Below are 14,014 nucleotides of genomic sequence, written 5' to 3'. Positions count from 1 at the left end.
GGCATCGGCATGATTTTGGTCTGTGAGAGCGACGCGGCCGACAAGGTGGTGGCTCATTTGTCCCAGGCAGGAGAAAGCCCCATTCGGCTTGGATATCTGGCCAAACGGGACGGCGACGCTGTCATCTATGACAGCATGATCGATTTTGGAGAGTGAAATCCATGCCTCTTCAGAAGAAACGCACCGCCATTCTCAATCTCCGGGCGTGGCAGCAACATGACCGCTATTCTGCAAGCCGCAAAGGCCGAGGACTACCCCGCGCAGATCTCGCTGGTTCTGGCCAACAATCCCGACGCAAAGGGCCTTGAAACGGCAGCCAGCCAAGGCATCGCGACGGGCAGTTGTCGACCACCGCCCCTATAAGGGCGACCGGGAAGCCTTTGACACGGCAATCCAGAAGATCCTTGAGGATCATAGCATTGAGCTGGTCGTGCTGGCTGGCTTCATGCGCATTCTGACCCCCGGCTTCGTCGAAAAATGGCATGACAGAATGTTGAATATCCATCCCTCTCTGTTGCCCTCTTTCAAAGGCCTGCACACCCATCGCCGCGCCATCGACGCAGGCTGTCGCCTTGCAGGCTGCACGGTCCATTTCGTGCGAGCTGACATGGATTCAGGCCCGATCATCGCGCAAGCGGCAGTTCCTGTTCTGGATGGTGACGACGAAGACAGCCTTGCGACCCGCATTCTCAAGGCAGAGCACCAGATCTATCCCCACGCGCTTGCCCTCGTCGCCGGAGACAAGGTCAAGGTCGAGGATATGCGCGTGCTAATCGAGCATGACGGCAAGCAAGAGAGCGATGAGGGAAAATCCCTCATCCACTAGCGTCCTGTTGCCACTTGTAGGCCCTGTCTGCGCCCCATTTGGTGACTAGCTTTCCGCCCGGGTCCTCTCGATCAGAGCTTTTTGACGGCGCTGCTTTTCTACCTCGCCGGTGCCCCCGCGTGTCTGATTGAACATGTCCAGCATGGCCGTTTCATTGTTGCCAATCGGAGAAATGGCAAGATCGCTGTAATCATAGCGATCCTTGCTCTTCTTAACCTGCCAGTAGACGGGAAGAATCTGCGCCAGCGCGACACCATATTGCACATGTTTGCGAATGATATCCGCGCCATAGCCGAGGTAAAAGCCCAACGCATTTTGTCTTGGCATCTCAGGCCGGCGATCCTGGCGATATTTCAGTCTGAAATACCCTCCTTCCAACGGGTGAATGCCTTCAAAGCGCAGCATGAAATAGAACCAGCACATGAGGAACAGCTTGTTCCCCGGCCGTCCTCTTTTGTGGGCTGCGGCACGCTTCAGAATGGTTTTCATATGCTCAGGCGTATAATAGGCATTCCAGGCTGCGCGATAGGCCTCGTCCCATTCCTCATCACTCATCTTGGAATGCTTGGAAACCCGGTGGTTGAGATCGTATTTGTTGAGGTCAGGGTCCATCCACTTGCCCTCGACCACGAGATTTTTGTGATCTTCGGATCCAGGCAATGGTGTAAGATAGAAGAATTCGAGCAGATCGAGCGGTAATTCCCGCTTGATGATCTCCACATCCCTGAGAATGGATTCCTTGGTATCGCCCGGAAAACCGATGATATAGCCTGCATAGGTAGTCGCCCCATGGGCTCGCCATTGCTGCAACATGTCCCGATATTCGGTGATCTTGTTCTGTCGCTTCTTGGCGGCCAGCAAATTGTCCGGGTTGATATTTTCAAGTCCAATAAAGACACGATTGACCCCTGCCCTTGTTGCCTTTTCGATAAAGCGATCAATCTTGTGGCAAAGCGTATCCACCTGAATGATGAACTTGATATCGAGCCCGTCCCGCTCGCGCAGTTCGATCATCCTGTCAAACATCGACTCCCAAGCCTTGTTGCGGGCGAAATTGTCATCGGTGATGAAAAAGCGATTGATGCCTTGCGCGTAATTCTCGCGAATAATGGCCTCAAGATCATCCGCGCTGCGATACCGGCTCTTGCGCCCCTGCACATTGATGATCGTGCAGAAAGAGCACTGATAGGGGCACCCTCGCCCCAAATCGAAACTGGTATGGGCCCCTGCGGTGCGACCAATATGGCGCGAGGGTAGAATAGGCGTTGGCTGATTTTCAAGGCCGGGCAGATCATTCATGAAATTATAGATCGGCTTCAGCTCATCATTCCATGCGTCGCGCAATACCTGATCAAGCCGTCCGTTTTCGGCTTCGCCAGCGAAAAAGGAAATCCCCATTCCTTGCGCCTCCACCATTTCCGAAGGCATGTCATCAAGCATTGCAAGACAGCCTGAAACATGGAAGCCGCCAATACAGACCGGCAAGTCGTGAGCCAGAAAGACACGGGCCAAATCGACGGCACGGGAAAACTGATTGCTCTGAACCCCGACCATTCCGATCAAGGCACGACCACCATCACTCTTGATTTCCTTGATGATCCTGTCAGGCCGAATGCGCCGATTGGTCTCATCATAGGTATGAAGCCGCATTTCCACACCGGGCCCCAGCGCACCGGCATTCTGGGCTGCAACTGCAAGCCCGTTCAGCGTGGCCAGTGTGTTTGACGGAATGGCAGAACGGAGCCACTGAATGGGATAACCATCATCATCGTAATGGGTGGGCTTGATCATCACAAAGTGAAACACATTCGCCTTTGCCGCTTCTTTCTGTTCGACGACTTTTTCCTTGACTTCCGGCATTCTGTCCCCCTTTGCCGATAGCATCTTAGAAATATTTCAGAAACAATAATCAACATTTGTGTCCAAAGCTTAACGAAGTCGAATCACAAAAAAAAAGACCGACTGCTGTAGCAGTCGGCCCTGTTTTTGCCCATTTCTGCGCAAAATTCCCGGAAAATGATTTTCTATTAGCCCACGATTTCTATGTCTGAGAAGAAATAATTAATTTCTTGAGCCGCTGTCTCCGGAGCGTCAGAACCATGAACGGAATTCTCACTCATGGACAACGCAAATTCCTTGCGGATGGTTCCCGCGTCCGCATTGTCAGGATTGGTGGCTCCCATGACTTCCCTATTGCGCAGAATGGCATTTTCGCCTTCCAGAACCTGCACGATCACGGGGCCGGAAACCATGAAATCGACAAGACCCTCAAAGAATGGCTTTCCCTTGTGAACCGCATAAAACCCTTCAGCCTGAGCCCGCGTCATCAAAATGCGTTTGGAAGCGACCACGCGAAGCCCCGCCTCCTCCAGCTTGGCGATAATCTTACCGGTCAGATTGCGGCGCGTTGCATCTGGCTTGACAATGGAAAATGTCCGCTCAATTGCCATAGGTTCTCCCCTTATCCGTCATTATTACAGCCCACGCCAAACAGAAACCAAGCATCTCGGAATGGCGCAGACAAAATTTTCTGCTGTATAGCCGCCACAACGAGGGTCCGCAAGTCTATTCGAGACAAACCCCAAGCATCATCAAGAATTGATGTGGACTTTTTTGGCCAGCACTCAATAATTCCCTCCCAGAGAGAATAACTTAGACTTTAGCATTACGACCCAAACCATCAAACAGATCAAGACAACACTCGAACCATTGGCAGACAGGATCGTTTTCTTCGAAAAACGTGAAGTCAGAGACCATTCTCCCCCATTGCAAAGACCCGAAAATGCAGTAGTCCGCATAAAGCGGAGCTTCTCCACCTATGAAGGTTTGAGCCTTGAGAGCTTCCCTGAAGGGAGCAAAGCTGTCTCGAAAGGCCTCGATGCGTGGAGCCGACCGATCCTCGATCTCTTCAAGCGGCATACCAAAGCGCGTCTCCCTGCTTTGACGGAAATAGGGCTTATCCTTCTCGTCAAGCCCGTTATAGATGTCCAGAATGCAAAGGCGGATCAATTGCCTGTTGACGACCATGTTGGACCACCGGTCGATGAAACAGGATGTCTTCTTGCCACCCTCCCCTTGAAAAAGGCTTGGCAGATCCGGATAGGTCTCTTCCAGATAAAGCGCGATATCGAAAGAGTCGCGTATCACCCGGTCACCATCCTTGAGAACGGGAACGGTGGTCTGCCCACCTCCTTCGATCTCTCCGATCTCGGTGAACAATGTCGGTATGGTTTCGACCTCGAGCCCCTTGTGAGCAAGCGCCATTCGGGTGCGCCAACAGGCCGGTGAAAATCGCAGATCCCTGTTCTGACCGCATAAGTCGTAGAGTTTGATACCCAAAATATCCTCCTTGCCTTCCTCTCGGGGTGGCATAGTGACGCTCTCTCCCGGCTTTGGCCAGAAAATTCACTGAAACATTTGCACCTTCTCCGCAGGCGCGATGAAACAACCATGCGACACCAGCCAAAACACTGTTGCCAAAAGGTGTCAGCGAGAAACTTTGCGTGGGAAGAGATTGCCTTCTTTATCGAATTGAGGCACAAGGCACCCATTATGCTGCATATCAATAATCTCACCTACCGCATCGCTGGTCGAACCCTGTTTGAAAATGCCTCCCTTGTCGTTCCCGAAGGCGCCAAGATGGGGCTTGTCGGGCGTAATGGCACGGGTAAATCCACTCTGTTCAAATTGCTGGTCGGCGATATCAGTCCCGAGAGCGGCAGCGCGACCATCCGCAAGGGTGCCCGCATTGGACAGGTGGCCCAGGAAGCGCCAGCAAGCGAAGAAAGCCTGCTGGACTTCGTCCTCAAGGCCGACATTGAACGCACCCAACTTCTGGCCGAAGCGGAAACGGCAACCGATCCGCACCGCATTGCAGAAATTCAGCTGCGTCTGGCAGACATCCATGCCCATTCCGCCGAAGCCCGGGCAGCCACAATTCTGCATGGCCTTGGCTTTGATGCAGAGGCCCAAAAGCGCCCGACAGCAGACTTTTCCGGTGGCTGGCGCATGCGTGTGGCGCTCGCAGCCATTCTCTTTGCCGAACCGGATTTGTTGCTGCTTGACGAGCCGACCAACTATCTGGATCTGGAAGGCACGCTCTGGCTTGAAAACTATATTTCCCGCTATCCCTATACGGTCATGATCATCAGTCATGACCGCGACCTTCTGAACAAGGCGGTCAATCACATCGCCCATCTGGATCAGCTGAAACTGACCTCCTACAGCGGCGGATATGACAATTTCGAACGTACCCGTCGCGAGCAGCTCGAGTTGCAGCAGAAAATGCGCACCAAGCAGCTCGAACAGCGAAAGCATATGGAGGCCTTCGTCGAGCGTTTCCGCTATAAGGCCACCAAGGCAAAACAGGCCCAGAGCCGCATCAAGGCACTGGAAAAAATGACACCCATTGCCGCGATCATGGAAGATCACATCAAACCGATCCGCTTTCCGAATCCGGGAAAGGCATTGGCTCCACCGATCATAAGACTGGACAAGGCATCGGTCGGATATGAACCGAACAAGCCTGTTTTGAAAAACATGTCCCTGCGCATAGACCCCGATGACCGGTTGGCGCTGCTCGGAGCCAACGGCAACGGCAAATCGACCTTTGCCAAGCTCATTTCGGATCGTTTAAAAATCGAAGATGGCGAGATCTTCCGTGCCGGCAAACTGAAAATTGCCTTTTTCGCCCAGCATCAGCTGGATGAATTAAAGCCTAGGGAAAGCGCCTATGAGCATGTCCGCGTGCTCATGCCCGATGCCACCGAAGCCAAGGTTCGCGCTCGCGTGGCGCAAATGGGTCTGGGCACCGAAAAAATGGATATTCCGGCAGAAAGCCTGTCGGGTGGAGAAAAGGCACGTCTGCTTCTGGGTCTTGCGACTTTCCACGGCCCGAACCTGCTCATCCTCGACGAGCCGACAAACCATCTCGACATTGACAGCCGCGAGGCGCTGGTTCATGCCATAAATGACTATGAAGGCGCGGTGTTGCTCATCTCCCATGACCGTCACCTGATTGAAGCCTGCGTCGACCGTCTCTGGCTGGTCCATGATGGAACCTGCAAACCCTATGATGGCGATCTGGAGGACTATCGGCGTCTTTTGCTTGCCAATCGCAACAATCCGGATAGCACGGAAAAAGAAAAGACAAGCACCAACGACATCAATCAGGCACAGGAAAAACGTCGTTCTGCGGCCGAAAAGCGCAAGGAACAGGCTCCCTTGCGCCGGAAAATTCAAGCAGCAGAGCGTGACATGGACAAGATCCGCGAGCGTATCGGCAAGATCGACGACATGCTCGCCGACCCGGATCTCTATGCCAAATTCCCCGAAAAAGGAGCCAAGCTTTCCAAAGATCGCTCTGATCTTGCCACGCTCCTTGAAAAGCTCGAGGAAAAATGGCTGGAAATGTCCGAAGAGATTGAAGACTGAGGACTACCAGCGGTTTGCCATATCAAAACAGGACTGCACCGTACCGTTTGAAAAGCGAACAACCTTGACCTTCTGATCGTTGCTGTAAAGACCACAATAATGCTTCATGGTCGAAGTCATCTGGATAAAGAAGGCACCATGCTTCTGATTGTCCACCCAATGGCCACGGATCTGGTTTCCCTTGGTATCGTAATAGGTTCCCTGCCCATTCCGTTTGCCATCTCTCCATTGCCCGACATAGGATGCACCGTCGGCGTATGACATCTTGCCTTGCCCGTTATACTTGCCTTTTGACCAACGCCCACGATAGACGTTACCGCTGGGAAATTTGATGGTGCCCTCACCTTCTCGAATATTGCGAACAAGATTGCCTTCATACACATTGCCGTTGGAATAGGAACACACCCCGAAACCGGAGATCTTGCCATCACTGAAGACACCCCGGCACTTGGTCCCGTTGCTATATTGGAATGTGGCCTGACCTGACATCTTGCCCCAGGAAAAGCCGCCTGAATATACCGATCCGCTATTGAAACGAAAGGTTCCGGTTCCGTGAGGCAGTTTCTTTTCTCCACTCTGGATATATTTTCCCTCATAGACCCCATCCTTGAAATTGATGGTAATGGCCGAGGCACCGGTGCAGGACAGACCCGCGGAAAAGACCGAAACGACAAGAAAGAGCGCTGTTCTATTCATGAGAAACTCCCTGGAACACGTCATTTTCGACAGGATGCCCAAAACAAACGCTTCAAACAATCCATGCACATGTACTAACCAAAGACGCGCATACAAAGACAATACAGACCCTTATTCTCCATCCTGAAGTCAATTTCCCGGCACATTGCGTTCAACCGCATCCCAAAAAAGTCAGACCCGCCGGGACAGTATGATCGGGCAGCGTTCCTCAGAGGACTTATGGGCTTGAAAAGCAAAGGCTCCTCGTGAGAAAAAGGGTGAACCGCTTAAGCGCCGGGACCGAACCGAACAGGGCCCACCACAATGAAACGCTCTTTTTGTTTCGACATGCCAGAGGCCACCGAAGGAGAACCAAATGAAGTCAATAACGATTGCAAAACAGGAGCAACTCCCTGCCCTTGGTCAGGGCACATGGTATATGGGCGATAGCGCAGCAAGCAAAAAGGACGAAATCGCAAGCCTCCGTCGTGGTGTGGAACTTGGTCTCAAGGTCATTGATACTGCCGAAATGTATGGCTCGGGAAAATCCGAACGCCTGGTCGGCGAGGCGATTGAGCCAATCCGGGACGAGATTTTCCTTGTCTCCAAAGTGCTCCCCTACAATGCAAGCAGAAGCGGGACTATCGAGGCCTGCGAACAGTCGCTCAAGCGGCTTGGAACCGATCACCTTGATCTGTACCTCCTGCATTGGCCCGGCCCCAATCCGCTGTCCGAGACCATCGGAGCGTTTGAAGAGCTGCAAAAAGCCGGCAAAATCCGCTATTGGGGCGTATCCAACTTCGACCCGAATGACATGGCTGAGTTGTTGAGCACCCAAGGCGGGGAACGCGTCGCGACCAATCAGGTGCTGTATAATTTGACCCGGCGCGGCATCGAGTGGGATTTCCTGCCGCAATCCAATGCGGATGATATGCCAATTATGGCCTATTCCCCCATCGAACAGGCGCGACTGCTCAAAAGCAAGGGTTTGCAGAAACTGGCATCAGATCTCGGGATCACCGCTGCCCAGCTGGCGCTTGCATGGCTTCTGACGCGTAAAGGAGTATTGGCCATTCCCAAGGCAGGCACACCAGCCCATGTTGAGCAGAATGCCGCAGCCCTGGAAATAGACCTGTCCGAGGAAACACTGACAGAACTCGATCACCTGTTCCCCGGCCCGTCCGGCCCGATACCGCTCGAGATTCTTTAAGATACCGGCAGCGAACACTCCTCCCGATCAATTTTAACCATGATGCGCTCTAGAAATGGAGCGCATCAAGTGTCTTTTTGAGCAAGGCTGCCGACTTGCCCAAAGCCGCATGCTCTTCGTCCGTCAAATCCGGCATGAGATCGGCTTCAATCCCGTCCTGACTGATAATGCGAGGCATGGATAGAGCGACATCCTTGACGCCTTCGACCTCTGCGGTAACCGTTGAAAGCGAAAGCACGGGACGCTCATTTTGGGCAATCGCCCGCACGATCCGTTCCAGACCCGCCCCGATGCCATACCAGGTTGCCCCTTTGCCATTGATGATCTTGTAGGCAGCATTGCGAACGCCATCTTCGATCTCCGCCTTGACGACATCTGTCAGGGGGGAGTTGATGGATGTGGCAAATTTTTCAACGGTCAAAGCCCCTGCCCGCGCCGAAGACCAGGCCAGAATCTCGCTGTCACCATGCTCGCCCAATACGTAGGCATGAACATATTGTGGAGCAATCTGCAAATGCTTGCTGATCAGGTGACGGAATCGCGCCGTATCAAGGATCGTGCCCGATCCGATCACCCGATGCGGGGGAAGCCCCGAGAGCCGGGTGGCAATCTGCGTCATGATATCAACCGGGTTGGACGCAACAATAAGAAGCGCATCAGGGGCAACAGCCAGCACCTTGCCAATGATCTGTTTGAAGACTTCCGCATTTCGGGACAGAAGATCCAACCGGCTCTCACCCGGTTTCTGCCCGACGCCGGCTGACAGGATCACGACCCCGGCCCCTTCGAGCGCGTCATAGTCCCCCGCAGAGACCAGTGTCGAGGAGACGAAAGGCGTTGCATGAGCAATGTCCTGAGCCTGTGCAATTGCAAATTCCGGTTTGTAATCAACAAACACAACCTGACTGGCCGTACCTCGCAACGCAATCGCATATCCGGCCGCCGAGCCAACCATGCCAGCACCAACAATTCCGACTTTCATCCACATTCTCCTCGATTAGTGATGATTTGCCATAACCGCTTATCGCAAAAACAATCGCCAAACAGCACCGATAATATGGCAGAACCTTAATGCATAATTGCATGGCTCAAATTCATGCTATGAAAAATTGTCAGAAAAGGAGCAATAACGCACCCAGGATCCCGCCCTGAAGTCAGCCAGCACGACGATCAGGCTTTCTTTTCCCATCCACCCGAATAGGTTTGCTGCCAGTAAGTTACAGGAAAACCGGCAGCTTTGAGCGTCTTCCAGCTGCCCCTTGCCGATTGCAAGGCTTCTTCATTTCCGCCATCAAACATCAGAATGGCGCGCTCCAATCCCTCAAGCAGCGACAAGTCATCCTCAGGCCTCGCGCCATCAACAAAAAAGCGGACCGCCGCGCCATTATGCGCCAAATCTCCATCGCAGGAAATCAGAATCGGCTGAAGGTCTGCATGGGCCATGCCCGCCATGCCATGGGCAAGAAAGCTGTCTTCGCGAAAAGTCCACAGATGGGTATCAAGCACCTGGGCCCGTTCCTGACTGCCGGTTTGCACATAGGCCCGCCAGCCTTTCTCCAGACATTTTTCCAGAAGCAAAGGCAAGACCGCTTCAAGCGGCCTCATCTGCAAATGATAGAAGAATATCTCGCACGCCATCAGGACATCCAGAAAAAGACAGAATGATCAATCTGTTATTCTTAGCATGAACGCCAAGCTTTGCAAAAGGGTCCGGTATAAACCGAACCCTTTTGCGAGTCACTGGACGTCTCGGGCAATCAATTCTCGTAATGGTCCTTGACGAGCCGGTCCAGAAGCCGCACCCCGAAACCAGATGCCCAGCCTTGTGAGATCTCGGTTTTCGGAGAATCCATCGCCGTTCCGGCAACATCGATATGGACCCAGTCGACATCTCCGACAAACCGCTTGAGGAACTGAGCCGCAGTAATCGACCCGGCCCAGCGACCACCGGAGTTTTTCATATCGGCGAATTTGCTATCGATCATCTTGTCATAGTCTTTGCCAAGCGGCAGTCGCCAGACCGTCTCCCCGGTCAGCTCACCGGATGCACTGAGTTGTTCGCACAAACCATCACTGTTGGAGAAAATCCCGGCATTGTGTGCGCCGAGCGCCACGACAACCGCGCCGGTCAGGGTCGCCAGATTGATCATGAAACGCGGCTCGAACTTTTCCTTGGCATAATGCAACAGGTCCGCCAGCACCAGACGCCCTTCCGCATCGGTATTGACCACTTCAATGGTCTGACCGGACATGGAGGTGATGATATCACCGGGGCGCATGGAGTTGCCATCTGGCATATTCTCGACAAGGCCGATAATGCCAATCGCATTGAGCTTGGCCTTTCTGGCGCAAAGCGCATGCATCAGCCCCGTCACCGCAGCAGCGCCGCCCATGTCACCTTTCATGTCTTCCATGCCAGCTGCTGGCTTGATGGAAATCCCGCCGCTGTCGAACACAACACCCTTGCCAATGAAAACCACGGGGGCGGCGTCCTTGTCTCCCCCCTTCCATTTCATGACCGCTACGCGCGGTTTGCGCACAGAGCCCTGAGCCACACCAAGAAGAGCGTTCATGCCCAATTCCTCAAGCTCATCCTGCTTGAGAATGTCAACCTTGGCCCCCAAAGCCTCAAGAGCCTTGGCCTTGGCAGCAAACTCTTTCGGACCAAGGACATTGGCAGGTTCATTGACCAGATCCCGCGCCAGAAGGGCACCATCGGCAACAACGCAATCTTCTTGCCAAGCCGCTTCAGCCCCATCGGCATCAGCACACAGAATAGCGACATTGGACGCGGCTTTCTGCTCTTTCGGCTGGCCCTTTTCGGTCTTGTAGCGATCAAAATCATAGGCCCGCAATTTCATACCCATTGCGATGAGCGAGGACGCTCCCGCACCAATATCGGCGGCGTCAAGCTCAGCAATCACTGAAATCTCTTCGACATCCTTGAGGGCTCCCATCGCAGCCCCGCCCAGTTTCAGAAAATCGGTCACGCCGGGCAGACCATCACCAGCACCAATCAGCACAATGCGATCCATCGACAGCCCCGCCGGGGCCAAGATTTCCAGGCTCTTGGCAAAATCCGCCTTGAAACTGGCCGCTTTCATGGCTCGGCCAATGGCTCCGGCACTTGCCTCGTCAAGTTGTGCACCAATTGGCCCCAGAACAAGCGACTTGCCAACAAACAGAACAGTAGGAATTCGAGCTGGGAAGCTCAAGCGAAGAAAAGCGGATAATCGGTAGCTCGGACATTGAAAATCAAACCTTTCGGTTCTAGGAAAACTGAGTCTGTGAATGAAAATCAGAATGCAAAGCATCAACAGACGGAAAAGGAATCGTGAGTGAAGGGCATCTTGAGACGATATGCAACCAAGTTCAAGTCGGCAAGCGCGTTGCATTTTTCCGACAGTTCCGATTTCCAAGACCGCGCTCATGCGGAATTGGCTTGCCTGAATCCCCACGTAAGTCATATATCAACCATATTCTATCAATATTTCCATAGTGTAGTGATAACACCGAACGGCTAGCGATGAACCTGAATTGAACGATACATATTCACGCGCGCGATGACGGCTTTCCTTATGACGGTGACAGTGTTGACCGCCATTGTCTGGCTGACGCAAGCGTTGCGCGACATGGATCTTGTCACGTCCAAAGGCCAAACCTTGCTGATCTTCTTTTCCATGACATCTCTGGTTCTGCCGACCCTTGTCATGGTCATCGCCCCGTTTGCCGTTCTGATCGTCCGCCGCCTACACGCTCAATAGCCTGAATGCGGACAGCGAGCTTGTGGTCATCAACGCCACCAGCGCGCCGCCCTGGGTTGTCATCAAACCAATCATCATCCTTGGCATCATCGCGACGCTCATCGGAGCCGGGAATCAGTCTTTACGGCCGCCCCCAGAGCAATGGGGTCCTTGCGTGTCTTCATCACCCAGGTCCGAGCCGATCTGGTTGCCAACGTCGTCAAGGAAGGTGTTTTCTCCGAAATTGAAAAGGGAATGACATACCACATTCAAAAACGGGAACCCAATGGCATCAATGCGCAATCTTTTTCTCTCAGACGAACGCGATCCAGAAGAAACATGTTGTCTACTCGTCCGAATATGCGCAGATCATCGAAACGTCGAAAGGCGTTTTCCTGCAAATGGAACGCGGCACGATTCAGCAGCAGGAACGGCGAGCCAAATCCAAAAAGGATCTTGATGATCCCGTATCAAGCTTTGCGACGACAAATATCGTCGATTTTGATTCCTACGCCATCGACCTGTCGCAATTCACCGGCGTCGACAAAAGCCGCCCTCAATATTACAAACCCAGAGAGCGATCCACAGTTGACCTGCTGGGCTTGAGCGAGACGCAGAAAAACGATGCCAGATCCATAGGCAACATCCGCTCCGAATTGCATGACCGTTTTTCAAATCCGCTTTACAATCTCGTCTTCGCCACCATCACCGCAGCCTTTCTGGCACAGGTCCGCACGACTCGCGAACGCAGAGGCAACTCGATCCTGATCGTGGTCCTTCTGGTTGCAGGCATAAGGCTGATCGGTTTCGGCATGACCAGTCTGGCACTCACCAGCCCGATCGGTGTCCCCTTCATGTATCTCATTCCGATTTCGGCTATCGCGGTCAGCTTCTATCTGGCATTCACAGGTCGACGCCTTACATTGATTGACAACCTTGTACGAAAAATGGAATTGATGAATGACCACATCTTGAAAATCTTGCCAAATTTCAAGAACAGGAAATCCGGATCAAAAGCGGTCTAGAGTGTCAAAATGCTGCCAAACATCATATTCCGCTATTTTGCGAGACGGTTTTTCTGGACGATCCTGACGATCTTTCTGGGCACATTCCTGTTGATTCTTCTGGTGGACTTTGTCGAACTGTTCCGACGTGGCAGTGACAAGGAAAATGCGGACTTGCTGAGCCTGTTTCTCATGTCCCTTTTTCGCGTACCTGAGTTGAACGAGCGCATTTTGCCTTTCGCCGCGCTGTTTGGATCAATCATCGCGTTTCTAAACCTGTCCCGGCGGCTTGAACTGGTCATTGTCAGGGCTTCGGGCATGTCTGCCTGGCAATTTGTCAGCCCCGCCCTGTTCGTCGCTCTTGCCTTGGGAATTCTGGCCTCGACCGTCTATAATCCGGCAGCGTCTTTGCTCAAGGAGAAATCTCTGGAACTGGACGCAAAGATATTCGGATCCGACTTTACCTCCAGCGGTCAACAGACCAGCCAGGGCTGGGTACAGCAAAAGGGTAAGGATGGGGATTCAATCCTCAAGGCCAAAACCAGTTTCGACAATGGTCGTCAACTTGGCGGCGTCACCGTTTTCTCCTACGATGCCAATGGCAAATTCGTCGAACGGATTGACGCAAGATCCGCCAAGCTGGAAGAAGGATATTGGCATTTGAACGATGTTCTGGTCAGTTCTGCCAAATCTCCGCCCCGCCATTACAACACCTATTTGGTGAGCACACATCTCACCCCCGAAGAGGCCAATGAAACAATGGCCAATCCGGATTCAGTCCCGTTCTGGGATCTCCCGGGCATCATAGAACAGGCCAAACGGGCCGGTCTTCCGGCAAACAAGTATCGCTTGCGTTTTCAAACCCTTCTGGCCCGCCCCATGCTGCTGGCAGCAATGGTTTTGATCGCCGCAACTGTTTCCTTGAAGATTTTCCGCTTCGGAAATGTGGGAAAAATGATTCTTAGTGGAATTATCGCCGGCTTCGTGCTTTATGTTGTCACAGAATTTGCTAAAGACTTAGGTAATACAGGTTTGGTAAACCCTATCTTGTCTGCCTGGCTTCCGGCGATAGTGGCATCCTTAATTGGATTTTCGATTTTATTATATCAGGAGGACGGATAAA

Annotated in this window: 14 protein-coding genes; 7 read left to right on the top strand and 7 right to left on the bottom strand. The window is 52.9% G+C overall.

What is annotated here, in order from left to right:
• Nucleotides 1-216: 216 nt before the first annotated feature.
• Both ACHZB8_RS14260 and purN read left to right on the top strand, forming a co-directional pair.
• Entirely contained in the window at nucleotides 217-363 is a 147-nt protein-coding gene (locus tag ACHZB8_RS14260) for a hypothetical protein (RefSeq protein ID WP_316861288.1), read from the top strand.
• The gene (gene purN, locus ACHZB8_RS14255; RefSeq protein WP_316861286.1) at nucleotides 305-826 is read left to right on the top strand and encodes a phosphoribosylglycinamide formyltransferase; all 522 of its coding nucleotides are present in this window, start codon (nucleotides 305-307) and stop codon (nucleotides 824-826) included. The genes ACHZB8_RS14260 and purN overlap by 59 nt, the downstream gene beginning before the upstream one ends.
• Nucleotides 827-871: 45 nt before the next feature.
• Here purN and ACHZB8_RS14250 read toward each other — a convergent pair whose 3' ends face one another.
• The 3 genes from ACHZB8_RS14250 to ACHZB8_RS14240 form a co-directional block, all read right to left on the bottom strand.
• Entirely contained in the window at nucleotides 872-2,686 is a 1,815-nt protein-coding gene (locus ACHZB8_RS14250) for a radical SAM protein (RefSeq protein ID WP_316861284.1), read from the bottom strand.
• A gap of 167 nt (nucleotides 2,687-2,853) precedes the next feature.
• On the bottom strand, nucleotides 2,854-3,276 hold the full coding sequence (gene ndk / locus ACHZB8_RS14245; RefSeq protein ID WP_316861283.1) for a nucleoside-diphosphate kinase: 423 nt from the start codon (nucleotides 3,274-3,276) through the stop codon (nucleotides 2,854-2,856).
• A 202-nt stretch (nucleotides 3,277-3,478) separates the two neighbouring features.
• Complete coding sequence (locus ACHZB8_RS14240) at nucleotides 3,479-4,198, bottom strand: glutathione S-transferase family protein (RefSeq protein ID WP_394706201.1); 720 nt, start codon at nucleotides 4,196-4,198, stop codon at nucleotides 3,479-3,481.
• Between the two features lie 180 nt (nucleotides 4,199-4,378).
• Here ACHZB8_RS14240 and ACHZB8_RS14235 point away from each other — a divergent pair, with 180 nt between their 5' ends.
• Entirely contained in the window at nucleotides 4,379-6,259 is a 1,881-nt protein-coding gene (locus tag ACHZB8_RS14235) for an ABC-F family ATP-binding cassette domain-containing protein (protein ID WP_316861282.1), read from the top strand.
• Nucleotides 6,260-6,262: 3 nt separating this feature from the next.
• On the opposite strand, the gene ACHZB8_RS14230 is transcribed toward ACHZB8_RS14235, so the two are convergent.
• The gene (locus tag ACHZB8_RS14230; RefSeq protein WP_316861281.1) at nucleotides 6,263-6,955 is read right to left on the bottom strand and encodes a hypothetical protein; all 693 of its coding nucleotides are present in this window, start codon (nucleotides 6,953-6,955) and stop codon (nucleotides 6,263-6,265) included.
• A gap of 355 nt (nucleotides 6,956-7,310) precedes the next feature.
• On the opposite strand from ACHZB8_RS14230, the gene ACHZB8_RS14225 reads away from it, so the two are divergent.
• Nucleotides 7,311-8,144: an aldo/keto reductase gene (locus tag ACHZB8_RS14225; protein WP_316861280.1), complete on the top strand. Its 834-nt coding sequence runs from the start codon at nucleotides 7,311-7,313 to the stop codon at nucleotides 8,142-8,144.
• Nucleotides 8,145-8,193: 49 nt separating this feature from the next.
• On the opposite strand, the gene ACHZB8_RS14220 is transcribed toward ACHZB8_RS14225, so the two are convergent.
• The 3 genes from ACHZB8_RS14220 to ACHZB8_RS14210 all read right to left on the bottom strand — a co-directional run bounded on the left by ACHZB8_RS14220 (nucleotide 8,194) and on the right by ACHZB8_RS14210 (nucleotide 11,329).
• On the bottom strand, nucleotides 8,194-9,126 hold the full coding sequence (locus ACHZB8_RS14220; RefSeq protein WP_316861279.1) for an L-lactate dehydrogenase: 933 nt from the start codon (nucleotides 9,124-9,126) through the stop codon (nucleotides 8,194-8,196).
• 188 nt (nucleotides 9,127-9,314) lie between these two features.
• Nucleotides 9,315-9,782 carry a DNA polymerase III subunit chi gene (locus tag ACHZB8_RS14215; protein ID WP_316861278.1) on the bottom strand — a complete coding sequence of 156 codons (468 nt, stop codon included), beginning with the start codon at nucleotides 9,780-9,782 and terminating at the stop codon, nucleotides 9,315-9,317.
• A 119-nt stretch (nucleotides 9,783-9,901) separates the two neighbouring features.
• Entirely contained in the window at nucleotides 9,902-11,329 is a 1,428-nt protein-coding gene (locus tag ACHZB8_RS14210; protein ID WP_394706203.1) for a leucyl aminopeptidase, read from the bottom strand.
• Between the two features lie 351 nt (nucleotides 11,330-11,680).
• Between ACHZB8_RS14210 and ACHZB8_RS14205 the strand changes: the two genes are divergently transcribed.
• The 3 genes from ACHZB8_RS14205 to lptG all read left to right on the top strand — a co-directional run bounded on the left by ACHZB8_RS14205 (nucleotide 11,681) and on the right by lptG (nucleotide 14,013).
• Nucleotides 11,681-11,908: an LptF/LptG family permease gene (locus tag ACHZB8_RS14205; RefSeq protein WP_316861293.1), complete on the top strand. Its 228-nt coding sequence runs from the start codon at nucleotides 11,681-11,683 to the stop codon at nucleotides 11,906-11,908.
• A gap of 239 nt (nucleotides 11,909-12,147) precedes the next feature.
• Nucleotides 12,148-12,912, top strand: coding sequence for an LptF/LptG family permease (locus tag ACHZB8_RS14200; protein ID WP_316861291.1), 765 nt, complete (start codon nucleotides 12,148-12,150; stop codon nucleotides 12,910-12,912).
• Between the two features lie 9 nt (nucleotides 12,913-12,921).
• Nucleotides 12,922-14,013: an LPS export ABC transporter permease LptG gene (lptG, locus tag ACHZB8_RS14195; RefSeq protein WP_316861277.1), complete on the top strand. Its 1,092-nt coding sequence runs from the start codon at nucleotides 12,922-12,924 to the stop codon at nucleotides 14,011-14,013.
• Nucleotide 14,014: the final 1 nt, after the last annotated feature.

It is taken from the genome of uncultured Cohaesibacter sp. (assembly GCF_963556055.3).
GTDB lineage: Bacteria > Pseudomonadota > Alphaproteobacteria > Rhizobiales > Cohaesibacteraceae > Cohaesibacter.
The sequence above is the reverse complement of the archived record's forward strand: the minus strand, read 5'-3'. Positions and strand labels throughout refer to the sequence as shown.